The 25,722-nt window shown below is 53.2% G+C and carries 19 protein-coding genes; 11 read left to right on the top strand and 8 right to left on the bottom strand.

The window, feature by feature from the left end; all coding sequences use genetic code 11:
- Window positions 1-68 precede the first annotated feature (68 nt).
- Complete coding sequence (locus GJJ30_RS05555) at window positions 69-1,127, bottom strand: MBL fold metallo-hydrolase (protein WP_154174007.1); 1,059 nt, start codon at window positions 1,125-1,127, stop codon at window positions 69-71.
- 12 nt (window positions 1,128-1,139) lie between these two features.
- Window positions 1,140-2,123, bottom strand: coding sequence for a fasciclin domain-containing protein (locus GJJ30_RS05560; protein WP_154174009.1), 984 nt, complete (start codon window positions 2,121-2,123; stop codon window positions 1,140-1,142).
- A 185-nt stretch (window positions 2,124-2,308) separates the two neighbouring features.
- On the opposite strand from GJJ30_RS05560, the gene GJJ30_RS05565 reads away from it, so the two are divergent.
- Complete coding sequence (locus GJJ30_RS05565; protein WP_154174011.1) at window positions 2,309-2,911, top strand: 3-keto-disaccharide hydrolase; 603 nt, start codon at window positions 2,309-2,311, stop codon at window positions 2,909-2,911.
- A gap of 147 nt (window positions 2,912-3,058) precedes the next feature.
- Here GJJ30_RS05565 and GJJ30_RS05570 read toward each other — a convergent pair whose 3' ends face one another.
- Entirely contained in the window at window positions 3,059-4,294 is a 1,236-nt protein-coding gene (locus GJJ30_RS05570) for an exo-beta-N-acetylmuramidase NamZ family protein (protein WP_154174013.1), read from the bottom strand.
- 182 nt (window positions 4,295-4,476) lie between these two features.
- Here GJJ30_RS05570 and GJJ30_RS05575 point away from each other — a divergent pair, with 182 nt between their 5' ends.
- Window positions 4,477-6,828 (top strand): ABC transporter permease, encoded by a 2,352-nt coding sequence (locus tag GJJ30_RS05575; RefSeq protein WP_154174015.1) that lies wholly within the window; start codon window positions 4,477-4,479, stop codon window positions 6,826-6,828.
- 38 nt (window positions 6,829-6,866) lie between these two features.
- Here the strand turns inward: GJJ30_RS05575 and GJJ30_RS05580 are convergent, their stop codons facing one another.
- Window positions 6,867-7,883: a bestrophin family protein gene (locus GJJ30_RS05580; protein ID WP_154174017.1), complete on the bottom strand. Its 1,017-nt coding sequence runs from the start codon at window positions 7,881-7,883 to the stop codon at window positions 6,867-6,869.
- 30 nt (window positions 7,884-7,913) lie between these two features.
- Window positions 7,914-8,165: a hypothetical protein gene (locus GJJ30_RS05585; protein WP_154174019.1), complete on the bottom strand. Its 252-nt coding sequence runs from the start codon at window positions 8,163-8,165 to the stop codon at window positions 7,914-7,916.
- 139 nt (window positions 8,166-8,304) lie between these two features.
- On the opposite strand from GJJ30_RS05585, the gene GJJ30_RS05590 reads away from it, so the two are divergent.
- The 4 genes from GJJ30_RS05590 (at window position 8,305) to GJJ30_RS05605 (ending at window position 13,359) form a co-directional block, all read left to right on the top strand.
- Complete coding sequence (locus GJJ30_RS05590; protein ID WP_154174021.1) at window positions 8,305-9,087, top strand: 2Fe-2S iron-sulfur cluster-binding protein; 783 nt, start codon at window positions 8,305-8,307, stop codon at window positions 9,085-9,087.
- Window positions 9,088-9,107: 20 nt separating this feature from the next.
- The gene (locus tag GJJ30_RS05595; RefSeq protein WP_154174024.1) at window positions 9,108-10,115 is read left to right on the top strand and encodes an FAD binding domain-containing protein; all 1,008 of its coding nucleotides are present in this window, start codon (window positions 9,108-9,110) and stop codon (window positions 10,113-10,115) included.
- Between the two features lie 18 nt (window positions 10,116-10,133).
- Entirely contained in the window at window positions 10,134-12,260 is a 2,127-nt protein-coding gene (locus tag GJJ30_RS05600; protein WP_154174026.1) for a xanthine dehydrogenase family protein molybdopterin-binding subunit, read from the top strand.
- A 64-nt stretch (window positions 12,261-12,324) separates the two neighbouring features.
- On the top strand, window positions 12,325-13,359 hold the full coding sequence (locus GJJ30_RS05605) for a glycoside hydrolase family 43 protein (RefSeq protein WP_229312981.1): 1,035 nt from the start codon (window positions 12,325-12,327) through the stop codon (window positions 13,357-13,359).
- Between the two features lie 29 nt (window positions 13,360-13,388).
- Here the strand turns inward: GJJ30_RS05605 and GJJ30_RS05610 are convergent, their stop codons facing one another.
- The 3 genes from GJJ30_RS05610 to GJJ30_RS05620 all read right to left on the bottom strand — a co-directional run bounded on the left by GJJ30_RS05610 (window position 13,389) and on the right by GJJ30_RS05620 (window position 19,850).
- A complete protein-coding gene (locus GJJ30_RS05610) occupies window positions 13,389-14,585 on the bottom strand; it encodes an MFS transporter (RefSeq protein ID WP_154174028.1) in 1,197 nt (398 codons plus the stop codon).
- Between the two features lie 241 nt (window positions 14,586-14,826).
- The gene (locus GJJ30_RS05615; protein WP_154174030.1) at window positions 14,827-16,389 is read right to left on the bottom strand and encodes a SusD/RagB family nutrient-binding outer membrane lipoprotein; all 1,563 of its coding nucleotides are present in this window, start codon (window positions 16,387-16,389) and stop codon (window positions 14,827-14,829) included.
- Window positions 16,390-16,406: 17 nt separating this feature from the next.
- Window positions 16,407-19,850, bottom strand: coding sequence for a SusC/RagA family TonB-linked outer membrane protein (locus tag GJJ30_RS05620; RefSeq protein ID WP_154174032.1), 3,444 nt, complete (start codon window positions 19,848-19,850; stop codon window positions 16,407-16,409).
- 603 nt (window positions 19,851-20,453) lie between these two features.
- Here GJJ30_RS05620 and GJJ30_RS05625 point away from each other — a divergent pair.
- Genes GJJ30_RS05625 through GJJ30_RS05645 form a run of 5 tightly spaced genes read left to right on the top strand, consistent with a single transcriptional unit; the run spans window position 20,454 to window position 25,717 of the window.
- Window positions 20,454-22,622 carry a TonB-dependent receptor gene (locus tag GJJ30_RS05625; protein WP_154174034.1) on the top strand — a complete coding sequence of 723 codons (2,169 nt, stop codon included), beginning with the start codon at window positions 20,454-20,456 and terminating at the stop codon, window positions 22,620-22,622.
- 2 nt (window positions 22,623-22,624) lie between these two features.
- Window positions 22,625-23,056: an SgcJ/EcaC family oxidoreductase gene (locus GJJ30_RS05630; protein ID WP_154174053.1), complete on the top strand. Its 432-nt coding sequence runs from the start codon at window positions 22,625-22,627 to the stop codon at window positions 23,054-23,056.
- 54 nt (window positions 23,057-23,110) lie between these two features.
- Complete coding sequence (locus GJJ30_RS05635) at window positions 23,111-23,755, top strand: hypothetical protein (protein WP_154174055.1); 645 nt, start codon at window positions 23,111-23,113, stop codon at window positions 23,753-23,755.
- A 23-nt stretch (window positions 23,756-23,778) separates the two neighbouring features.
- Entirely contained in the window at window positions 23,779-24,990 is a 1,212-nt protein-coding gene (locus GJJ30_RS05640; protein ID WP_154174057.1) for a sensor histidine kinase, read from the top strand.
- Window positions 24,950-25,717 carry a LytR/AlgR family response regulator transcription factor gene (locus GJJ30_RS05645; protein ID WP_154174059.1) on the top strand — a complete coding sequence of 256 codons (768 nt, stop codon included), beginning with the start codon at window positions 24,950-24,952 and terminating at the stop codon, window positions 25,715-25,717. Before GJJ30_RS05640 ends, GJJ30_RS05645 begins: the two co-directional genes overlap by 41 nt.
- Window positions 25,718-25,722: the final 5 nt, after the last annotated feature.

Genomic DNA, 25,722 nt, shown 5'->3' on the forward strand with positions numbered 1-25,722 from the left:
GAAGTTGATAAGGTGTACTATTTCTAATGACCCCATCGCCGGAGAAAGCGTTGCAATAGTCGACAAAATTATGGGATCAATTTGCCTTCGCCTTCCCGTAATGTCCAAAAACGATCGGCGAACTGGGGCTTGTCTTTTAAAGCTTTCCGTAATTCATCGACCGGTTCGTGTTCGCCGTCGTCGGCCAGCGGAAAGGTGCCGTAATGGATGGCAACGCTGTGTTGCGAGCGGATATCTTCGTGAATCTGAACGGCCTGCGCGGGCGAACAGTGAATGGGCGACATGAACCAGGCCGGGCGGAAAGCCCCGATCGGGATCAGCGCAAGCCGGATGGAGCCGAATTGTTCACCGATTTTTTTGAAGAAGGTGCCATAGCCCGTATCCCCGACAAAATACAATTTTCCGGCCGCTTTGCTGTCGATCAGAAAACCGCACCAGAGCGTCGCATCCCGGTCGAACATGCCGCGCCCGGAAAAATGCTGCGCCGGAACGCAGTGGATCGTAGTGCTGTCGTTGTAAGCGAGAGAATGGTTCCAGTCCATTTCCGTCACCCGCTGACAACCTTGTTCTTCCAGAAAAGCTTTTACTCCCAGCGGGCAATACACCTGCGGCTGATCGCGCTGGCAGAGTTTCTTGACGGTTTCAATGTCCAGGTGATCCCAATGGTTATGGCTCAGCAGCAGAATGTCGATTTTGGGAATGTCGTCGAAGCGGATGCCGGGCGGCCGGTTCCGCGCCGGACCCGCCCACTGAAAAGGACTGGTGCGCTTGTACCAAACCGGGTCGGTCATCACGTTCAGGCTGTCGAATTGCAGTAAAACCGTCGAGTGATTCACGAACGTAACACGAACCTCAGCACCCGCCACGCGGCCGGGTGGGGGTGGGCCGGGTGGTTCGTTCCGGAAAGCGGGCCACGGTGTTTTATCCCGACCCGACAGCATCCATTCGAGGGCTTCCTTGAGTCCTTTCGCCTGTACGCCGTTGTAATTATGAAATTGCTTGCCGTCGAAATGATCGCTCACCGGACCTTTGTAGCCGGGGGCCGAAATCAGGTACCCAATGGTCAGGATGACCACCACCGCGACAACAATAAAAACCAGCAGTCCCATCAGAATTTTCGAAAACATAAGGCGACCGGTTTACAACAGCACCTTGTCGATCTTGTGAACAACGCCGTTGGTTGCCGTTACGTTGGCGCGTGTTACCGTGGCTGGCGACGCAATGCCGCTGCTTTTCACGGTAACCGCACTGCCGGACGAATTGACGGTCAGTTTGCCGGTACTGTACGCCGTTACATCGCCCGTGGTCAGATCGTTGGAATACAAACGCCCCGACACCACGTGGTTAGCCAGAATGGCGGTGAGTGTGGCCACCGGCACTTTATTGATCGTATCGGGCGTGCTGAGTTTCAAGGCGCGGAACGCACTGTTCGTCGGCGCAAAGGTCGTGTAGGGTGAAGTGCCCGTCAGCACACCCGCCAGCGTGGGGTTCACGGCGGCAATCCGAAGAGCGGCCGCGCCCAGCAGCGTCAGGCTGGTATCCGCCTGAACAACGCCGACCAGGCTGCCACCACTGCCGGGCGGGGGCGGTAACAGAATGTGGTCGATGACGTGGATGACGCCGTTGGCGACCTGTACGTCGGGTTTGATCACTTTCGCACCGTTGATAAATAAACCGCTCGTTCCGTTTGTGATGTACGCTAAAACCGCCTGATTGTTAATGCTTAATGAAGTCTGGACGGCTTTGTTTTTTTCCATCGGAAAACCGGTCGAAGCGACGGCGGCTTTTAACACGTGGTATTGCAGAATACCGGTCAGTTGCTCTTTGCTCAGGGCCGTCAGCGAGGTGGCGTCGGTGACGCCGGAAGCCCGGAAGGCGGCATCGTTCGGCGCAAAAACCGTCAGGTTCGGATTTTTGAAGGCATCGAGCTGACCCGCCTGCAACATGGCCGCTTTCAGAATGCTGAAGTCGCTGTTTTCGGAAAAATAATCGGCAGCGGTTTTCGGCTGGGCGGGAGCGTCTTCTTTTTCGTTGTCGCAACTGGTCGTAAACGTAAAAAGGGTAACGAAAACCGCCAGCACCAGGGTGTGGGAACGGAAAGGGAGGAAGAGCGTTTTTTTCATGTAAAAGCGATCAATAAGTAAGATTAAGTACCTTATCAGGTCGGACAGACGGTTCCGCCTGTTATCTTTATGCCGAACACTGTTCAGAACGAATCCGTTGCGTCGTTTATTGAACGGAACGAACGGTTACTATTACGTTACAAAACTACCAAATCCTTTGTTAAACTTACTTTTTTGATAAACCCATGAAAGAAAAATTGCTCGTATTAGTTCTCCTGGTTGCGGTTGCCACCGGTTTTATGGCACCAACTAAAAAAATCAAACTGTTCAACGGAAAAGATTTGACGGGCTGGAAAATCTACGGTACCGAAAAATGGTATGTGGCTGACGGAGAGCTGGTCTGCGAAAGTGGCCCCGACAAAGGATACGGTTATCTGGGGACTGATAAGTTTTACAAGAATTTCGATCTATCGCTGGAGTTTAAGCAGGAAGCCAACGGCAACAGCGGGGTCTTTTTCCGGTCGACGGTGGAAGGAACCAAAGTGAAAGGCTGGCAGGTTGAAGTGGCGCCCCCAAACCACGATACGGGCGGTATTTACGAATCATACGGTCGGAACTGGCTTAAGCAAATTCCCGACGAAAAAGAAAACATTCTGAAACCGGAGCAGTGGAACAAACTGCGTATCCGGGTCGAAGGTGATCATGTGCAGACCTGGCTCAATGGTCAGTCGATGGTGGATTTCAACGACGAAATCATTGGGAAAGGCGAAGGCGGTATTGCCCTGCAAATCCACGACGGGGGCGGTATTAAAGTGCGCTGGAAAAATCTGGAACTGCAGCCGTTGTAACTAAACGAATTCGAAAGAGCACGCATTTTTCCCGACTTACTCCGCGCAAAACCGGCAGTAGGTTGGGAAAAATAGTTTTAAGGCCCTGTTGATGCCCGTCAAAACCGTCCACCGTCCCATCGGGACGGCATCCTTGCAGCTAGACGGCTACCGATAAAGCAGGTACTTTTTCCGCATAACCTTGTAGGCCGTCAATCCGGGTTCCCAACTGGCCCGGATTTCTTTCTCCGGTCGTCCTTCCACGATTTGTTTCCGGAATAAACCGTTGCCTATCAGTCGTTCGATAACGCCCATTTCCCGGCTTAAACTGGATTCGAAAAACTTCTCTTTTTGCGGATGGGCCTTATACAGCTCCATCAGCCATTGAATATTGATTTGCTTCCGCTTGCGCAACTGGCTGACGTCGTATGTACGAAGATCGAGGCCGTAGCACACCTGATTCATAAACAGGGGAGTCTCGGCCATGCCCGGCAGACTCACCGGGGTATACGAGAACGAATAACGACCCTTCAACTCGGGACTCCCGATTACCGTAAAGGGAAAGTTGGTGCCGCGTCCGTGGTTAAGGTAGGTGCCTTCAAATAAACAGGTTGATGGATAGAGCAGGATGCCCTGTTGGGTGTTCAGATTCGGCGAGGGAGGAACAGGCAACGTGTATGGCATGTCGTGCTCGTAGTTGGCAACCTTGATAATCTTCAGCTTGCAGGTAACTTTATTCTTGAGCCAGCCTTCGCCATTGGCCATTTGGGCGAACTCCGCGACGGTCAGCCCGTGCGAGATCGGGATCGGAAACATGCCGATACCCGATTTATATTGCATGTCCAGAATGGGGCCGTCGATGAGGTAACCATTGGGGTTAGGCCGGTCGAGGATCAGCAGCTCCTTGTTGTTTTCCTGGCACGCTTCCATCAGCCTGACCAGCGCATTGATGTTGGTGTAAAACCGGCAACCCACATCCTGGAGGTCATACAGCAGCAGATCCACATCGGCGAGGTCTTCCGGCGAGGGTTTGTTTTTCTTACCATAAAGGGAGATAACCGGTATGCCAGTAGCTTTATCGGTTTCGTCGGCCACTTGCGTACCGGCACTGGCCTTTCCCCGAAAACCGTGTTCGGGGCCGAATATCTTCACAATGGTGACACCCAGCGTCTTCAGGCTGTCAACCAGGTGTTTCTTCCCGATAATGGACGTTTGATTGGCCAGGATGGCCACCCGCTTGCCCTTTAAATACGGCACATATTGGTCCGGCTGATCAGCCCCGGTCGTGATGGCTTTTGGAGGAACACCCGCCTTTTCGGCAGCATGGTAGCGAATGGATGCGGTGCTTCCAAAAACAATTGCAATGATGATTAACGCACTAACGATCGTGACTAGCTTCTTCATGGATACTTCAAACGGATGAGTTCCCAAAGTAAGCACCGGTTTTGATTTATGAAAAGGAATGGCCTGCTAACATATTAGATTCCGGCGATAACTAATTAAATAGTTTTGTAACGAATTTAATAGTTATATTTGGGCGCTTTCCACGAAACCAATGTTTTCCGGTTCTTTCTGCTGTTTCAGTTATGGTGCTGAATAATTTCAAAATGGCCTGGCGGCTTGTTCGCAAACAACGGCTTTACAGTGCGCTCAACGTTGCCGGACTGGCCATTGGGCTGACGACGAGCCTGTTACTTCTGTTATGGATCAATGATGAACTGAGCTTTGACCGGTTTCATCCCAATCATGCCCGGATCATCAAGGTGATGCTCAATATTTCGTCGGACGCGCAGCAAACCCAGACCTATGGCTGGGTAGCGGCTCCGGTGGCCGATGCCATGAAACGAGAGATTCCCGGCGTTCTGCAGGCAAGCTGCTCCTGGGAACAAAAAGCGGTTTTTCACTATCAGGAGCTAACCAGCGAAGAAAGCGGACTGGCTGCTGATCAGGCTTTTTTACAAATCTTCAATTTCCCTTTGCTGAAGGGAAACCGGGCAACTGTTCTTCAGACGCCTAATTCATTGGTCATCACCCAGCGACTGGCCCGGAAATATTTTGGTTCAACTGATCCCATCGGAAAAATTATCCGGCTGGATCAAACCACTGACTGTAAAATCGCGGGCGTGCTGGCCGACATACCGGGCAATTCGTCCCTGCAATTTGACTACCTACGACCCTTACCTGAACCTTCAGCCCGGAATTCCTGGCTGGAAGTCAAAGCCAATGTGTTTGCCGTTGTTGATCCTAAATTAGATCCTGAACAACTCAGGCTGCAACTTCAGGCACTGGCCAAACGCCATTTACCCGACTGGCTGACCGGTTGGGTTTATTTCCCCCATAAGCTGGACGACTGGTATTTGCGCAGCAATTTCAAGAATGGGCAAAACATGGGGGGCGGCCGAATCACGTACGTTCGTTTGTTTGCGATTGTCGTTTTGCTGGTGCTGCTGATTGCCGCCATCAACTTCATCAACCTCTCAACGGCCAGAGCAACCGGGCGAGCGAAGGAAGTAGGGGTTCGGAAAGCTGTTGGTGCGGGAAAATGGGCGCTGATCGGGCAATTTCTGGGGGAATCATGGCTTCTGACCGGTTTTGCCGGGTTGGTGGCGCTTTTTCTCCTGATCATTCTGCTACCTGTTTTTAACCAGCTGCTTCAAAAACAGATCGTCATCGATTGGACGAATCCGCTCTATTGGTTGAGTTATATTGGCATATTAGTAATAACCGGGTTGTTGTCGGGAATTTATCCGGCCTTCGTGCTGTCAGCTTTTCAGCCGGTACGGGTGCTGAAAGGTCTGCGAGATCGTTCAACGGGGGGAGCGGCCCGGTTGCGCAAGGGGTTAGTCGTTGTTCAATTTACGACGGCCAGCATGTTACTCATCGGAACCGGTGTTGTTTATCAGCAGATTGCTTATATCCGCCACCACGATCCAGGCTTTCAGCAAGGCAACCTGATTCGCTTTGGGGCCAAAGGTCTGACGGAGCCGCAGGCTTACCAACATGCCAAAGCGGTGTTGGGCAGCGTTCCGGGGATTGAAGGCCTTTCCAGTTCCAACGCGAGTTTTCAGGGTACTTTCGGCCGGAATTACGTCGAATGGCAGGAACAGGTAACCTCCGGGAAGACCATGTTTGCCGTGATTACGGGTGACTACGACCTGCTTTCTACGTTAAAAATCCGCCTGCTGTATGGCCGCACTTTCTCACCGCAATTTGGCACGGATAGTTCCGGCGTACTCATCAACGAAGCGGCTGCCCGCCGAATGAACTTCCAGAAACCGCTGGGCCAGCGTATTCGGGTAAACAATCAGGCGTATCAGGTAATTGGCGTGGTGAAAGATTTTCACATTGCCTCGATGCATCAAACCATCGAACCCGCCGTCATTCTGTACAAAACCGCTTCCATCAACTATTTCTTCGCCCGGTTGAGTCCGCAGAATCGGGGTGCTGTCCTTCGACAACTGGAAAATACGTATCAAACTTTACGTCCCGGTATTCCATTTGCCTTTCAGTTTATCGATCAGGAATACGAACGGGTTTATCATAACGAGCTGCAGATTGGGACACTGGCCAACTGGTTTTCAGCGATCGCCATCCTCGTATCCTGTTTAGGTCTGGTGGGATTGGCTTCATTTTCCGTGGAGCGAAGGACCAAAGAAATCGCCATCCGGAAAGTTCTGGGCGCATCTATTGGCAGTCTTTTTTTCCTGCTAACCCGGGATTTTGTCGGCCTGGTACTTCTGGCCCTTGTTGTGGCCGCATTTCCCTCCTGGTACATCATGAATGAATGGCTACAGACATTTGCGTACCACATCCGGATCGGTGTCGATTTATTTGTGCTGATTGGCGTACTGAGCGTCGGGATTGCCCTGCTCACGGTAAGCTGGCAAAGCATTCGGGCGGCCTTAATGAATCCGGTTAAAAACCTGCGGGCGGATTAGTGAAAATCCGCCCTCTTTTTAGTCAAAATCCGTATTAATTAAAAAAGCACATTTTCAACGGGTTGGATGCGTTCGGGTAATTCCGTTTCTCCCAGCATGTCTTTCAGGTCGATCTCAATCGTCCGGACGATGCTTTGAATCGGGACATCGTTGATCATGCCTTCAAAGGGATTTTCGCTATAATCGCCCGTATATTCCATCAACGAAAATACCCACGAGACGACCAGATTGAAAGGCAATAACAACCAGATCAGCTCCGGGCCGTTCGATCCAAACTCCTGCAGCATTCCGAATGGCAGCAAAAAAGTAAAAATGAAGATAAAGATGGCACTGGAGGTGGCATATTGACGCGGCAGGGGCGAATTCTTTATCCGCTCACTCCGGCCCTGTTCATTGTAAAGGTCATTGACCAGATTTTGGAGTGTAACGTGTTCAAAATCCGTTAACCAGCCTTTGCTTTTTAGCGTAGCCAAATGCTGGGATTGCCGGTCGAGCAGTTGGGTGGCCTTGTTTTTTTTGGTGTTGATCCAATCCAGCTCTTCGCGGCTCAGGCATTTGGTCGCTTCTTCCTCAAAAGAAGAAAAGTCAATGCGTTGCCGAAAGTAGTTGCGCTGGCGAACGCTGTCCATCTGCTGATGTTCCCAGGGCGTTCGTTGCCACATGGCGTGTTTGAGCGCATACAGCCACGCCAGATGGCGGTAAATCAGCGCGCATACTTCCGTGTTTACTTCCTCCCGTGTTGCCGAAACGGCGGTTTTATTGCCGGACAAAAAGGCGCGGCTGGTTGCGCCAAACGATCGGCTGGTATTGACAATGCCTCCCCAGATTTTCCGGGCTTCCCAGCTTCGGTCATACGACTGATTATTCTTAAAGCCAACGTAAAAGGCAACCGCCGTACCAATCAGCGAGACCGGCAGCCACGGAACTGCTACCCACTTCCAGCCCAGATACTGGTAAGTAAACAAGGCCAGCGAGCCCGTGAAAAGTGACCAGAGCAGTAACCTCCAGCTGATGTAGTAGATGATTTTATAATTAAAATAATGTTTAACGTACATGTTGGTGATCTGGATAGGTGAAGAGCCCGATCAAGATAACCGATGTCTTTCTAAAAAGCCAGTTTTGTAGCTTTCCTGACCCAAGATTAACGAAATACTCCAGTTGAAGTAAGCGTTCCCTGCCGCGCGACGGTTCCGGTTTTCCGGAATCAGGGCTGGTACGATTTCAATCTGAAAATTGGTCAAACTGAAACCGTCAAATGGTTGGCAGGCCACGTTGAAACCGGCACCGATCCAGACATGACAAGAAAATAAAGAACGATTTTTGGCTTGAAGCGTCATTCTTTTCCAACAATAAGGTTCACTACCTGGTTAGCCATTCGGTAAACCGGTCCGTTCGGTAACATCGGGGTCAATAAGCTGTCATTCACAGGCCCCTGCAACGTTGGCGAACGAACTTCCCCTCAACGATCAGAATCCTATGGACGAAAACGAATTACCTGAACTTACGGAGGACGAGAAGCAGTTGTTTGCCGACTTAATGCCCGAAGACCTGACTGAAATTATGGATACGGGCGTCAATCGGCGTCATTTTCTCAAACTGCTCACGCTGGCGGGCGGAGGTCTCCTGGCGGCTCAGTCAGCAGCAGCGGAACACGTTTTAACCCGGCCGTTTCAGGAACCGGCCCCGAGCGGGATCGATCCGGCCAGCCTGGAGAACGCCGTCAATGTGACCTTTAAGGTCAATGGGATGGCCCACAAAGTCACTGTCGATTCGCGCATGACGGTGCTGGACACCTTACGCGAACGACTCAATCTGACCGGTTCCAAGAAAGGCTGCGACCACGGACAGTGTGGAGCCTGCACGGTGATTGTCAACGGAAGCCGCGTGTTGTCGTGCCTGACCCTGGCCGCGAGTTGCGAGGGGAAGAGCGTGCAAACCATTGAAGGTCTGGCGCAGGGAAACCGGCTTCATCCGATGCAGGAGGCATTTCTGAAACACGACGGTTTTCAGTGCGGTTTCTGTACGCCCGGCCAGATTTGTTCTGCGGTGGCGCTGCTCGATGAAGCGAAGAAAGGATACGCCAGCTACGTTACCGCCAATGTCCGTCAGTCGGCGGGACCAGTTCTGCTTTCCCGGGAAGAAATTCGGGAGCGGATGTCGGGGAATATCTGCCGCTGCGGGGCGTATCCCAACATTGTGGATGCCATTCAGGAGGTGCAAAGCGGCAAGCCTGTGGAACAGGTTTTCCGCTCGGTTTAACCCTTTTCCAACCGTTTCTCATGAGACCTTTTGCCTATACCCGCGCCAAAGATGCGGCCTCCGCAATTAAGCTGCTGACTGAAAACCCCAACGCCAAATTTCTGGCCGGTGGGACCAATCTGCTGGACCTGATGAAGGAGGACGTCGAACGCCCGAACGCGCTGATCGACATTTCCGGATTAGGTTTGAGCGAAATCAAAACCATCACCACCGGAGCCAACCAGGGCGGTATTTCGCTGGGTGGACTCGGGAAAAATACCGAAGCGGCCAATCATCCGCTGGTTCGCCAACAGTACCCGTTGCTGACACAGGCCATTCTGGCCGGGGCGTCGGGCCAGATCCGGAACATGGCGACCAACGGCGGTAATCTGCTGCAGCGAACCCGCTGTCCGTATTTCTACGAAGTGTCGATGCCCTGCAACAAACGCGTCCCGGGATCGGGTTGCGGGGCGCGTGAAGGCATCAACCGGATGCACGCCATCTTTGGTTGGTCGGAGCAATGCGTAGCGGTTTTTCCCTCCGATCTGGCCGTTGCGCTGGCGGCTCTGGATGCCGTCATCACCGTCCGGAGCGCAAACGGACAACAACGCAGCATTCCGATTGCGGAGTTCTACCGGTTGCCGGGCGATGAGCCACAAAAAGATACGAACCTGCCGCACGGTGAACTGATCACCGCTATTGAACTGCCGAAAAACCGGTTTGCCGAGAAGTCGTATTACCTGAAAGTCCGCGATCGGTCTTCGTACGCCTTTGCGCTGGTGTCTGTCGCAGCAGCTTTGGAAACCGAGGGGAATACCATCAAACAGGCGCGGATTGCCCTGGGCGGGGTGGCCCACAAACCCTGGCGGGCGCTGAAAGCCGAACAAATGCTGGTGGGGAAAGAAGCCACGGAGGCCAATTTCAAGCTGGCTGCCAGCGCGGAAATGGCCGATGCCAAACCGCTGGCGCACAATGCGTTCAAGGTAGAATTGGGAAATCGGAGTATCGTTCTGGCCCTGCAGATGGCCCTGAATGGTGGTAAAGTCTGAACTTAACTTCATCAATCCATGAAGGATGCGAATAAAGTAATCGGTACACCTGTCAACCGCATCGACGGGATCGCCAAGGTGACGGGCAAAGCGCCGTATTCGATGGATCACCCGGTGAAAAATCCGGCGTATGCCATTCTGTTCAAAAGCACCGTTGCGGCCGGCACGATTCAGGCCATCGACACGGCCGCTGCGGAGAAAACACAGGGTGTGATTGCCATCATTACCCATAAAAATGCTCCCAAACTGAACGTAAAAGGCGGACTGCGGGGCGGATCGTTGCTGCAAAGTCCGGAGATCGAGTTCTTTGGTCAGCATATTGGCATCGTGGTGGCTGAAAGCTTCGAGCAGGCCCGTTACGCAGCGCGGCTGGTCAACGTCACGTACGAAGCGAAGGAACCCAAAGTTGATTTCGACCAGCTGGCCAAACAGGCTCGGGTACCGAAGGACAAAGAAAAAGCCGATCTTAAGCGGGGAGATGTGCAAACCGCGCTCAGCCAGGCTACCTATAAAGTAGAGGAGGTGTACGAAACGCCCATCGAACACCACCACCCGATGGAACCCCACGCGACAATTGCCGAGTGGAATGGCGACCGGGTGACCCTCTACAACAGCTCGCAGATTGTGAACGGGGCACAGGCAGCCACGGCGGCTACCCTGAACCTGAAACCGGAACAGGTGCGGATTGTCTCGCCCTACATCGGGGGCGGTTTTGGATCCAAAGGCGGGCAATGGGCGAATCTGGCGCTGGCAGCCGTAGCCGCCAAACACGTTAACCGCCCGGTGAAACTGGCTTTGACGCGGCAGCAGATGGTCAACTCCGTCGGGCTCCGGCAGCATAATCGTCAGAAAGTCAGTCTGGCTGCGACCGCCGATGGCAAGTTGACCGCACTGGCGCACGAAACAACGACCCACTGTGCCATCAACGACGAGTTTATTGAACCCTGTGGCGACTGCTCGAAAATCATGTACGACACGCCCAATTCGCTGATTACCTACCGGGTTGTGCCCATGAACCTGATTCTGCCGACCTACACGCGCGGCCCCGGCAAATCGACGGGTAGTTTTGCCCTCGAATCGGCGATCGATGAGCTGGCGTATAAACTGAAAATGGACCCGATTGCGTTTCGGATCAAAAACGAACCCGAGCGCGATCCGTCCAACGGAAAATCGTGGTCGTCGAGAACCACAGTGCAGTGCCTGCAGGAAGGCGCGAAAGCATTTGGCTGGGAAAACCGCAAGCCCGAACCCCGCCAGAACGAGCGGGGCAATTACTGGATCGGATACGGCGTCGCAGCCGGAACGTATCCCGCTCACCAGCGCCCTACCTCCGCGCTGGTGAAGCTGAAACGAATTGAAAACCGCGTGATGGCCACCGTTGAACTGGCCGCTGCGGACCTGGGTACCGGCACATACACGATTCTGACGCAAACGGCCGCCGATGCGCTGGGCCTGCCGGTTCAGGACGTGAAGGTAAAAATTGGCGATTCCGATCTGCCCCCGGCAGCCGGGGCGGTGGGTTCGGTGGGCGCGGCCAGTTACGCCAATGCCGTGAACGATGCGTGTCAGAAAATTATTCAGGAACTGGTGGACAAATCCGGCAAACAGTTTTATGTTCGCCCGACGGCCGCCCAGTTGATGCATTCCGAAAAAATAACTGACTACCAGACGCGGGTTGACAGCAAACCGCTGGCAAGTTCCGAGGAGTATTCGGCCCACAGCTTCAACGCGAATTTTGCAGAAGTGGCCGTCAATAAATCAACGGGAATGATTCGGGTAAATCGATTTCTGGCGGTGACGGGCGCGGGAACTATCCTGAATCCAAAAACCGCCCGTTCGCAGATCATCGGCGGCAATGTCTGGGGCATCGGCATGGCGCTGAGTGAGGAATCGGTGCTGGATCCGCGCTGGGGCAATTTTGTTACCCGTTCTTTTGCCGATTACCACGTTCCGACTAATTTAGACATCGGCCAGCTGGACGCGATTTTCATCAATGAGAAAGACGACCACGTCAACACGCTGGGTGTCAAGGGAATCGGTGAAGTGGGCATTGTGGCCGTTGCCGCTGCCGTGGCCAATGCGGTTTTCAACGCCACCGGCAAACGGGTTCGCGAACTGCCCATTACGCCGGACAAGCTGTTGTAGTGGGCAAATTCTCAATAGGGCGAGGGGCTGATTAAAACCATTTATTCATAAATCATCTTCCGGAATGATGACTCTTCGCGTGACCCGAATTGCTCTACTCTTTACCTTACTTTTCGGCTTATTCAATAACTCCTTCGCTCAGAAGTCGCCCCAAAAACCAACGTTTACCAATCCGCTACTGGCGGCTGGCGCTGATCCGTGGGTCATTTTTAAGGACGGTTTTTATTATTATACGAACACCACGGGTCGTAACCTGACGCTTTGGCGCACGAAAGATTTCACCAATTTAAACGAGGCCGAAAAAAAGATCGTCTGGACTCCGCCCGCTTCGGGACCCAATTCGAAAGATATATGGGCTCCTGAGCTGCATAGTCTGAACGGGAAATGGTATTTGTATTATACCGCGACGGACGTGGCCAAACCCGGTGATCAGAATCGCTACGTTTTAGTGCTGGAAAACGAGTCGGCGAATCCATTAGTGGGCAACTGGACCGATAAAGGCAAAATAAACACGAACTACACCGGACTCGACGGATCGGTTTTTGAACATAAAGGCAAACACTATTTTTTGTATTCGGGGTATGTTGGGCCGCAGAGCAATCTGTTCATCGCCGAGATGGTGAATCCCTGGACAATCAGTACGAAACAGGTCGAAATTGCCCGGCCTACGTTGCCGTGGGAAAAATACGACGGACGGGAAATCTGCGAAGGACCCCAGTTTTTGAAGGGAAAACGGGGGCAGCTTTTCATTATTTACTCGGCCAGCGCCTGCTGGGACGACAATTATTCGCTGGGCATGCTGACAGCCGCCGAATCGAGCAATTTGCTGGACCCGGCCTCCTGGACCAAATCGGGCCAGCCCGTTTTTGCTCAGTCGCTCGCCCATAACGTATTTGGCCCCGGGCACAACTGCTTCACGAAATCGGCCGACGGCCGGGAAGACTGGATTGTGTATCACGCCAAAACCGAAGCCAACAAAGCGTGCAAAGACCGAACCCCCCGCGCCCAGCGATTCAACTGGAAAGCAGACGGCAGCCCGGATTTTGGAGTACCTGCATCCGTAGAAACCGCCCTGCAAAAACCGTCCGCGACTCCGTAGCGATTGCCCGGTGCTGATTGAAGAGTTCGTTAGTTTACCGCTTCTCCTTTTACTCCATAACTCACCGCAACCAGGATTAACACCAGGCTGACGAAGCCGAAAGCGATGGACAGGGAAAAATGTTGCGCGATAAAACCCAGCAAAGCCGGACCTGTCAGTAAACCCGTGTATCCGATGGTTGTTATGACGGGCAGGCTGGTCGTCGGTGGAATACCGGGCAGTCGGCCCGCCTGACTGAAAAACACCGGCACGATATTGGCCGCGCCAACGCCAAGCAGGACAAAGCCGATCATGGAGCCCGCTACCCAGGGACTTAACACGGCAAGGCCCAAACCGGCGGCACCGATCAAACTTCCGCCGACTACAACCGTTTTTCCACTTAAATGGGCCACGAGTTTATCCCCAGCCAGGCGTATCACGGCCATCGCCACGGAAAAGGCCGCGTAACCCGCTCCGGCAAACTCGGGGGCAATTCCTTTCGTATCCCGCAGAAAAACAGCGCTCCAGTCCAGAATGGCTCCTTCGGCCAGAAAAACCGCAAAGCACATGATGCCCAGAAACAGGACGCTGCCGTGCAACCAACCGGCTCGCTGACTGCCCGCAACTGAGGATTCACTCAAAGGTGAAAACCGTTCAATGGCCTGTTGTTCAATCGTTAAAGGGAATAAATTTTTATACTGCGTCAGGGTGATCAGGACCATCAGGACGGCAATGCTGACGATGGCGTAGACAGGATTAAGCCCCAACTTCATCAAAAAGCCCAACCCCAGGGAGCCAAACAGCCCGCCCACACTGAACAGACCGTGCAAGGACGACATGATGGGCCGCCCGTAGAGATTCTGCACTTGCACGCCGTGCGCATTCATGGCCACGTCGATTGTGCCAATACTCGAACCGAATACAAACAGCGTTACCGCCATTCCCGCCGGGGTTGGAAGAATGAGCAAGAGCGGCAACGTCAGGGCCATCACCAGACCGGCACCAGCCATCACGATGCGGCTGCCAAAACGCCCCACCAGCCAGCCCGAAACCGGCATCATCAGCATGGACCCACCCCCCAGCAGCAGGAGTAACAAGCCAAGGTTGGCATCGTTTAGGGCTAACCGGTCTTTGGCCAGGGGTATCATCGGTGCCCAGCTCGACATGCCCAAACCGCAAACCAGAAAGATCAACTGGGTGGCTGTGCGGGCTTTCGACACGCGCCCGGCGGGTAAAACCACATCCATACAAGCGAAATTAAAGGAACAAAAATTAGGTTAATCGCTCTCTAAAATAGCTTATTGCTGCCAGATCCCTCACTTATTTCTATTGAGTAGCTCAATAAGTCGACAGCTTACGGAAGGGTCTGCGGGCCAATTGGCTGGCTATAAGCCATTTGTTCTGGACCCATCAACGGTTTCATTCCCAGCAAAAAAATAGCACCAGGAAGGTCCCGGTGCCATTTGGTACTTCTCGAACGTTATTATTTTATTTATCCCACCAAACCACGCTGGAAAGGGTGTTGACTCCACCCTGACGGGTGCGTGCTTCGAGGAAGTTTGTTTTGTTGTACGTTTCTTCCGAATCCGGAATCACAAACCGGGTCGGGACTTTTCCGCCGGTCAGGTTACCCGGATAATTGGTTGGGGTCAAAACCGGGTAGCCGGTGCGTCGCCAGTTGGCGAAAATTTCGTATTCGTCTTCCAGAAAGAGCGAAACCCACTTCTGCGTCTGAATCTGCTCCATTTGCTGGGCAACGGTTCCGGCGGTTTTGTACGGATTCACGTTCAGATAGGCGTTGATTTTTGCTTCCGAAATCGTTCCGCCCGAACCAAACAGCGCCCATTGCCGCATCCCGGCTTTCACCGCGTCGGTATACGCCGAGGCCGCCGTCCCAATGCTTTTCCAGCCCCGGACCGAGGCTTCGGCCAGCAGCAGGTTCGTTTCGGCATTGCCAAACACGATCAGGGGCGCGCTGTATTTCAGCAAGGTATTCGGGTTGGGTTCCGAGAACGAATTGAAATTGGCGGGCAGGTTGTTGAACGCTGCGTTGGGCATACCGCTTTGCAATGCCGTCGTGGTGTCGGCCGTAAACGTTTTGCCATCCGCCGACGTCCACACGATCGAGATCACGTTCAGACGGGGGTCTTTGGTGTTTTTCAGGTAATCGATCAGCGTTTTGGCAAACTTGCCGCCTTCCACGTTGTCGCCACCGGGCGTAATGTAGTCCGTGCTTAATAAACCGTTGGCAATGAAATTCCGGCTGGCAGTCTGCGAACCGTCCACGTAGGCAATGATGGCCCGGTCGGCATCGTCCAGGATAACTCCGCCCGTAATGGCTTTCTCCACCCAGGTTTTGGCCGTAGCCGGATCGACTTCCGTTAACCGCATGCCCAGCCGCAGCATCAGTGAGTAGGCGAATTTCTTCCACTTCACGACATCGCCATTGTACATCAGGTCGGCGGTTCCAAACGTTGCTTTGGTGGCGTCGAAAGCCGCGATGGACGCATCGAGTTCTTTCAGCAAATCGGCATAAATGGCCTGCTGCGAGTCGTATTTAGGCCCGTAATTCTTGTCGGAAAGCGCTTTTCCGGCGTCGAAATACGGAATATCGCCATAAAGGTCAGTCATGCGGTGGAAAATATACGCTTTCCAGATGCGGGCCGCCGACAGTTTGTTGACATCGGCCGGATTGGTCGAAACCGCATCGATCACCTGACGAATGGAAATGATAGCGCCCTGTCCCGCACCAGTTCCGGCGTAGGCATTCCAGTTACCGGTCGAGTAACTGTAGTTAAAGTACTTGTCGCCAGCTGCCGGAACTTCTTTGTAAGTGGCAAAATGCTGCATCGACTGGCCGATGGTCAGGTAAGCCGCACCCGTAAAGTTGGTGCTGACACCGTCGAGCTGGGCCCGGGTAAACAGGTAACCCGGAATAACCTCGGAGTATTTATTCGGGTCCACGTTCATTTCCTCAAAGCCTTTGTCGCAGGCCGACAGCAGGAAGAGAAACGGGGCCGCGAGTAAGATTTTATGAATGATATTCTTCATGATCAGAAAGCTATGTGTTAAAATTTCACCATTAAATTCACCCCAAGACTCTTGGTTCTGGGCACGCCGAACGCTTCCAGACCCTGGGCGTTGGTGCTGGTGTAACCCGACTCCGGATCGAAATACTGGTTCTTTTTGTCCTTGTACAGAATGGCGAGGTTCCGGGCCACCAGCGAGATCGACGCCGATTGCAGTTTCAGGAACGGCAGCTTGCTGACGGGCAGGTTATAGCTCAACACCACCTGACGCAGCTTCACGAAGTCGTTGTTGAACATGAACATCGCGGTGTAATTCTTGTCGTTGTCGTAATACGTATCGACTTCTTCTTTGCTCCATTTTTTGGTAAACGGATTGCCTTCCGGCGTAACACCCGTTACGGTGACCCCGGTTTCGCGACCGGGCAGCGTTTCCTGCGGCAAACCAAACCGGTAGGCATACTGGTAGAGATTCGAATAAACGATGCTACCGAATTTACCGTCGATCAGCAGGTTCAGCGAGAAGTTTTTGTAGCGGAAATTGTTCGTAATCCCCATCGTCAACGGTGGCGTTCCCTGTCCGATTTCCTGCAAATCACCCCGCACCGCGTATCCACTGGCGGTATTGAAAACCACATTTCCATTGGCATCGGTTTTTTTCTGATACCCCCAAACCGTACCGTAAGGCCGGTTCAGTACGTTCCGCACCAGACCTCCACCAACCCCGCTGCCGACGTCGATCCCGGTCAACCCTTCGGCCAGCCGCTCGATTTTGCTCTTGTTGTAGGCCATGTTGTAGCTCACGTCCCAGTTGAAACTACCGTTCTGAACCGGCGTTCCGGTCAGCAACAACTCGATCCCTTTGTTGCTCAGCTCACCCACGTTCAGCAACGCGGAAGTGTAACCCGACGAAAGCGCGATGTTGGACGTAACGATGTCGTTCGTGGTTTTCCGGTTGTAAAACGTCAGGTCGATGCCCAACCGGTTGTTCAGGAATTTGGCTTCAACACCGGCTTCGGCCGTGGTCGAGGTCAACGGTTTCAGATCCGGGTTCGGCACCTGCGACGAGGACAGCACCTGTACCGGCCGACCGTTGTGACCACCCTGCTGCATCGAGTAATACTGGTAAATCTGGTAGGCATTCACCGTGGCACCGCCCACCTGCGCCCACGAAGCCCGCAGCTTGGCAAAGCTGATCGCTTTCGGCATGCGGATGGCATCCGACAGAATCAGCGATCCGCCGACGGACGGGTAGAAAATGCTGTTGCTCTTCGGATTCAGGACCGAAAACCAGTCCTGGCGACCCGAAACCGTCAGGTAAGCCAGTCCTTTGTAGCCGAAATCCACCGAACCGAAAACCGAGTTGATCGCGCTTTTCAGGTACGTCGGCGTCGTTGTCGAAGCCGCCAGGTTGGTGTAGCTGTAGAAATAAGGCACCGTAAATTCGCTACCCGCAATCACCGTCTGATCGTAAATGCTGCGTTGCGCGTTGGCACCGAGCATGGCCGAAAAACTCAGATCCTTGAAAAAGGTGGTGTTGTAATTCAGCGTTAGCATGCCGTTGGTTTCCGACGAAGTTGTTTTCCGGCCTTCGTACGTTCCCAGCGGTGCGAAGGCGTTGTTGGTCGGCTGCACGTATTCCGACTGAAAACTGTAGTAATCCTGGCTGACACTTCCTTTCAGAAACAGGTTGTCCAGAATGTCGTAACGGATACTTCCCTGACTCAAAAACCGGTGTTTGGTATCGTCGTTTTTGAATTTGTTGACCACAAAATACGGGTTGGGCGCGGCCGGAACCGGGTTCCATTCCATTTCCTTGCCCGTTGCCGGATCGTAACCGGGTGCCAGGCTGCGAATATCGACGACGTTGGCCACCAGGTACGTCGCCCAGTGGGGGTTCATATCGGCGTAGCCTACTTTCGGGCGGTTTGTTCCGGCTTCGTAGTTGTACTGGAATACGGTTTCGATGCTCAGCTTTTTGCCCAGGAACGCATTCAGGTTGAGGTTGGCAATTTTCCGTGTGAACGACGAATTCGGTACAATGCTGTTGGAGTTCGTGTTGTTCAGACCCAGCCGGAAGTTGACCGACTCATTTCCGCCCGTAAAAGCCACCGAATTGATGTAGTTGCTGCCCGTCCGGTAGAAGTTCTTCAGGTTGTCTTTCTGGGGTGAATACGGGTGCAACTGTCCGTCAACCTGAATCGTGGGCTGACCGTCCATGCGCGCACCGTACGAAAGCCGTCCCGTACTTTTGGCTTCCGTCAGGGTTGTCGGTTTTTTACCGTCCAGTCCCTGGCCGTATTCATACTGCCAGTTCGGAATCACGGCGATGTTCTCGAAAGAGGTTGTGCTGTTGACTTCCACCCCGACGCCCTTTTGGCCGCGTCCTTTTTTGGTGGTGATCAGAATAACTCCGTTGGAAGCCCGCGCACCGTAAAGTGCCGCAGCCGGACCGCCTTTCAGGACGCTGATCGACTCGATGTCGTCGGGGTTGATCCCGCCAATTCCGTCACCCCGGTCGACGTTCATCCCGTTTCCGTCCGACGCCGTTCCGCCACCGGGAATGCTGTTATCCATCGGCATCCCGTTGATCACATACAAGGGCTGGTTGTTGCCGTTCAAAGAGCCATTTCCGCGAATGATGATGCGGCTCGAACCACCGGGGCCGGTTGCCATACCGGTGGCGTTTACTCCGGCAATTTTACCCGTCAGCGCGTTGGCGACGTTGTTTTCCCTGGCCTGGGTAAATTCACTTCCTTTCACTTCCGTTACGGCGTATGCGAGCGCTTTTTTCTCCCGCGCAATCCCGAGGGCGGTTACGACCACTTCGGCCAGCGACTTGGCTTCGGGGGCCATCTGGACCGAAACCGCCGTCTGGTTGCCCACCGTTACTTCCTGCGATACGTACCCGACAAAGCTGAAAATCAGTACCGCATTCGTTACTTCCGCATCCGGAACCTCCAGCCGGTAGCTGCCTTCCGCATCCGAAGACGTACCGCGCGTGGTTCCTTTCAGCAGAATGCTGACGCCGGGAAGACCGGCTCCGTTTTCGTCCGTCACTTTACCGGTGATGTTGCGTTTGGGGGCTTCCCTGACCTTCGCGGGGGCCGTTTCTACCGGTGCCGATACGCGTTTCAGGATAATCCGGTCCTGCACGACTTCGTAAGTCACCTGGTGGGGTGCCAGTATTTTTTCGAGTACCTCAGAAAGCGCTTCGTCCCGGAATTTGAAGCTGTATTTCTGATTGCCGAAAACCTGGGGATTGTACATGAATTTGACTTTCACCACATTTTCAAGCTTGTCCAGCGCTTTCTCAACGTCAACATTATTCAAATGCAGGGTTACTTTTTGCTCCAGAACTTTTGGTCCACGCCCGTCGTGATGAGCGTACGTCAGCGTGGTTAATGCGATGGATAGAAGGGCTTGATACAGCGCAATCCGCAGGATTGTCCGTAAAGCGGCATGAAATTGTACAGTTCTCGACATAATTTTGATTTTGACAGTTAAAATTCGGCGTAATGATTCCCAGTCCACCCTTTTTGGGATGTAGCGAAACAGGCGTAAAAATTCAGGAGATCAGCGGGCCGATAATGTTGCACCATTATTGGCTTGTGAACAATCAGCGGTGAACTTTATTCATAGGCAACAGTGAGTGTTAATAGAGATTAGTTTTAGGTCGGTTAAGTCGGTTTACGGTTTTCTGTTTACGGTATTCTGTGGGCGACCGGAGCCTTTTTCACCGAAGCTGGCGTAAGCGGCAACAGGAATGCGTCAGCCACCGAACACTGAATACTGTAAACCGAAAACCGCGTTCGTATTGCGATTTGGGGGAAAGATGCAGGAATCGGGAAGCAATACTCTTTTTGGTGAAATTTTTTTTAAGCAATTTTTAGAAACCTGAAATAATCTATGGCTGGAGCGAAAATAACGCGGATTTATTCTTAAAATTTTTTACAAAATAAAATTCGCGGCACTGATCATCCGCGATTTTCTCAGGTTTATTCCGTCGAAATTGTTGTTTGTCGGAAACCGCTTCGGTTCCGGCATCGGGGCGGATATCTTTGGACCATCCATTCGAAGCCATCCGCCATGAAACGACCCGTACTCTTCTTTTGCGCCCTGTATTTTCCCGCGTTGAGCTGGGCGCAAACGACCATAACCGGCAAAATCACCGACCGCAAAGGCGAAGGGTTGCCGGGCGCAAACGTCTTCATCATTGGTTCCTACGACGGCGTCAATACCGACGCCAACGGTGCGTTCAGCTTCCAGACCAGTCAGAAAGACACGGCCACCCTCGCGGTGAGCTTTGTCGGCTACGAACCGGTTCAGCAAAAGATCAAACTCGACCAGCCAGCCATTCAGTTTAGCCGCAAACTGGAGGAAACCGCGACCATTCTCAATACCGTCGTCATTACAGCGGGGGCCTTTGAAGCCAGCGACGAAAAGCGCCAGACGGTTTTAAAACCGCTCGACATTGTGACGACTGCCAGCGGGGGCGCCGACATTCCGGCGGTGATGCAGTTGCTGCCCGGTGCGCAACGCGTTGGCGACCAGACCGGTTTGTTCGTGCGGGGTGGGGCGGCTTCCGAAACCCGCACCATTATCGACGGGCTGGCGGTGCAGAATCCGTTTTCGAGCGGGGCGCCGGACGTGGCCCAGCGGAGCCGGTTTTCGCCTTTTCTGTTCAAAGGAACGGCGTTCAGCACGGGCGGTTATTCGGCCCAGTACGGGCAGGCGCTTTCGTCGGTTTTGTCGCTGAATACGAAAGACCGCGCCGAAGACAACGACGGCATCAGCGTCGGTTTCAATGCCGCCGGTATCACGCTGTCGGCTTTCAAAAAAGAGCGGATCACCTTTTCGGTGAATTACACCAACCTGAATCCGCTGTTTAACGTTCTGAAATCGAACATCAACTGGCTTCACTCGCCGGAAGCGGGCGGCACGTCGATCATTCTGACGCAACCCATCGGCCGGCGCGGTTTACTGAAACATTACACCGACCTTTCGATGGCGTATCAGGGCATCGAGTTTCGGAATTTTACCGGCGACTTCCGGGCATCACCGTTCACGGTTCGTAACCGGAATGCCTTTTCGATGACCACTTTTCAAACCACCTGGGACGAAGGGCGCTGGGGGCTGCAAACCGGTGTCAGCTATAATTACAACCGCGACCGGCTGGGCATCGATACGGTTTCGGCGCGAACGCAGGAACAGCGGATGCAGGCGCGGGCGGTTTTAACGCGCTCGCTGAGCAGTAAAGTTTCGTTGCTGACCGGGGCCGAACTTCACCGGTATACGTACCAAAACCGCTACAGCATCTGGGGCGGCTCGCTAACGGACTGGTATTCGGCGGTTTTTGTGGAAACGGAAGTGTTTTTTACCCGGAAACTGGCCGTGCGGGCGGGTTTGCGCGGGGAACGGTCGTCGGTGATTGACCGGGCAACTGTGTCACCCCGCCTGTCGATGGCCTACAAAACCGATTCCTACGGGCAGGTGTCGCTGGCGGCCGGTCAGTTTTACCAGAACCCCGACCAGACCTATCTGCTGACGAACCGGACGCTGAACTTCGAGCAGGCCAATCATTTGATTCTGAATTACCAGCGGATTCGGGATAACCGCACGTTTCGCGTCGAGGCATTTTACAAGGATTACCGGAATCTGGTCCGGGAAAACACCAACGGCATTTACGATCCCAATATCTATCGGTTTCCGACCAGCCGGACCAACAACAGCGGTTTTGGCTACGCGAAGGGATTTGATCTGTTCTGGCGCGATAAAAAATCGATGAAAAATGTCGATTACTGGGTGTCGTACTCCTTTCTGGACACCAGGCGACTTTTCCGTAATTACCCGACCGAAGCCATGCCGACTTTCGCGGCCACGCATACGCTGAACCTCGTTTTCAAGAAATACTTTCCGGCGCTGGGCATCAACACCGGCGCTACGTATTCGCTCGCCAGCGGGCGGCCCTATTACAATCCGGGCAGCGACCGGTTTCTGGGCGACAAAACGCGCCCGTACAGCAACCTGAGCGTGAACATGAGTTACATCAAAATCCTGCCCCGGAAGTTTCTGGTACTGTATGCGTCGGCGGAAAACCTGCTGGGAACGAAGAATAGTTACGGGTATCGGTACACGCCCGACGGCCGCCAGAAGTTTGCCGTGGTGCCGCCGTTCTACCGGTTTTTCTTCGTCGGAGCGGTTTTGAGCCTTACCCGAAAACCGATTGATCCTGAATTGATTAGTAATCCGAATTAGTTATGACAAACGACGAAAAACAGATCCGGGAATTGCTGGAGACCATCAAGGAAGCCTGGGGAAAGGGAGATGCGCAGTTGTTCAGCTCTTGTTTTACCGACGATTGCGATTATGTCACCTTTGCCGGTGACCACCTCGAAGGACGGAAAGCGAATGCGGAAGCGCATAAGGCCTTGTGGAGTGGTATTCTGCGCGGCTCGAAGCTGAACGGACGCGTGAAGAAAATCCGTTTTCTGACGCCGGATATCGCCCTGGTGTACGGCCTTGGCGCGGTCCAGTTGCGGTGGCAAAAAGCCGCCCCCAAAGGACGCGACTCGATCAGTACAAACGTCGTCATCCGGCAAAACGGAACCTGGAAAATAACGGCGTTTCACAACTGCCGCATCCAGAAACCGGGCTTTTTCCAAAAACTATTCATGAAAATTTTTAGCTAACCTCAATCATTCCAGTCATCAAAACCATTCTTCAATCATTTAACCAATCAAACCATGAAAAAAGTAATCCTTTCCCTGACCCTTGCGCTGGCGGTTTTTGCCACAGCGAATGCTCAAAACGAGAAGTACACCAAAGCCATGGAAGACGCGATTGCCAAAGCAAAGTACACGGTGTCAACGCCCGAGCTTCAGCAAACCGCCGGTCAGTTTGAGCGCATCGGCAGCGCCGAAACCGCCGAATGGTTGCCCGCTTACTGGGCGGCTTACACCAACGCGCTGCTTTCGCTCAAAGAAACCGACAAGAACAAGAAAGATGCGCTCCTTGACAAGGCGGACGGTTTTTACAAGAAAATTGCCGGACAACAGGCGGATAATGACGAACTGCTGGTGTTGGCGGCTGCGCTGGCGAGCTCTCGTTTAGCCGTCGATCCCGAAAACCGCTGGCAGGAATACGGTCCGATTTTTCAGACCAATCTCGACAAGGCCAAACAGAAGAACCCCGAGAATCCGCGGATTTATCTGTTGCAGGGCCAATCCTTGTTTTATACTCCAGAACAATACGGGGGTGGTAAGGCCGCAGCCTGTCCGGTGCTGAAACAAGCCGCTGAAAAATTCGCTAAATTCAAACCGGCATCGACCATTCACCCCAATTGGGGCACCGACACGGATCAGTATCTGCTGAGTCAGTGTGGTCAGTGAAAAATCTTAACCCGTAGAGGCTGATGAACTCATTCCAAAACCTGAAATCCGGGAAGCTGTTTCTTCAGCGCAATCTGCGCGATTGGCTGATTTCGATTGCCATTTGCGCCATGCTGGTATACGGGTTGAGCGGCATCATTTATTTCACGCTGGAACTGGCTAATCCAACCGGCGAATACATTGGAATCACGGTGATGATCTGCGTCAGCAACCTGGTCAATGCGGCTGGTGTGCTGATCATCTGTTCGCTGTTCGGGCTGGTGGCGCACCGGTTTCAATCGGCCTGGGTGCAGCACCTGATTCTGTCACTGATTTTTTTGGTCGTGGTTGGCGTGCTTAATTACCTGATCTGGAGGGGGTTGATGATCCACTATTTTGACCCATCAAAAATCGCGGTATATCGGAATAGCGGCAATAATTTGTCGCAGCTCTACCTGCTGTGTCCCATTGTGGTAGGGAACCTGTTTTTCTATTTTCAGCAGCGCGCCCGCACGTTTACCCGAAAAATTACCGAACAGGAATACCAGTTGCTGCACCTGGAACAACTGAAAACCCGGGCCGAACTGGAAGCGCTGCAGGCTAAAATCAATCCCCATTTTTTGTACAATTCACTGAATTCCATTGCCAGTCTGGTGCACGACGAGCCCGACCGGGCCGAGCGGATGGTGGTGTTGCTGTCGAAACTTTTCCGGTATACAACCGGGATGAAAAACCGCTATTTCAACACGATTGCCGATGAACTGGAAATGGTGCGAACCTACCTGGACGTGGAGCAGGTGCGGTTTGGCGACCGCCTGACGTACCGCATCGACCTGCTCGACCCGGCTCTGAAGGAGGTGCAGATTCCGCAGTTTCTGCTGCAACCGCTGGTCGAAAATGCCATCAAACACGGTATTTCGAAAGTGGCCGGGCCGGGGGCGATTATTCTCCGGATCACGGAGGAAAATGGCTGGCTTTGCTGCCGGATTCACGACAATGGACCGGTTTTTCCGGAAGAACTCGTAGCGGGGTACGGTTTGCAAAGTATTCAGGATAAACTGAAACTGCTGTACGGCACCGACGCCCGCTTACTGGTCGAAAACAAACCGATGAAAGAGGTGGTGGTACAGATCAAAAAAGACCGGTTGAACTCATCGCTGGAAGTTCTCCGACCCCCGTTGTCAACCGAAATCAAATCTACTGAACGTTTGAAGCATGGCAAATCAATTTCCCCTCCGGACGCTGCTGATCGATGATGAACCGCTGGCCCTGAACCGGCTCCGGCGTTTGCTGAACCGGTACGATGATACGTTCGAGATTGTCGGTGAAGCCATCAATGGCCTGGAAGGACTCCGGGCCGTTGAGGTGCTGGAACCGGACCTGATTTTTCTGGACATTGAAATGCCGGGGCTGAACGGTTTTGAAATGCTGGCCAGGCTGCCTTATCTGCCAATTGTGGTTTTTGCCACGGCCTACGACGATTATGCAGTTCGCGCTTTCGAGGAAAACTCGATCGATTACCTGCTGAAACCGATCGAACCGGAGCGTCTGGAAAAAACCGTCGAGCGCATCCGGAAATCACGGACAACGCCGGTTGGTTCGAGCCCGGACTTGCGGCACGTGCTGGAAATGCTGAAACCGAAGAAAGAACTGCATTCCATTTCCGTCAAAACCGGGGATCGCATTTTGCTGATTCCGCTGACCAGCATTGCCTGGTTCGAAGCCGAAGATAAGTACGTTTTCCTGCATACCCTTGACGGTGAGCAGTTTCTGACCAATTATACCATTTCCACGCTCGAAGAAAAATTGCCCGACACGTTCACGCGAATCAGCCGCTCGACTTTGTTGAATTCCCGCCATATCCGGGAAATTCAGCGGCATTTCAACGGGAAATTCGTCGTCATCATGCGGGATAAGAAATCCTCTCAACTGATGACAGGCAGCAGTTTTCACGACAACCTGAAAAGCCTGATGGAATTGTAGAGGAA

It is taken from the genome of Larkinella terrae, assembly GCF_009668025.1.
GTDB classification, from domain to species: Bacteria; Bacteroidota; Bacteroidia; order Cytophagales; family Spirosomataceae; genus Larkinella; species Larkinella terrae.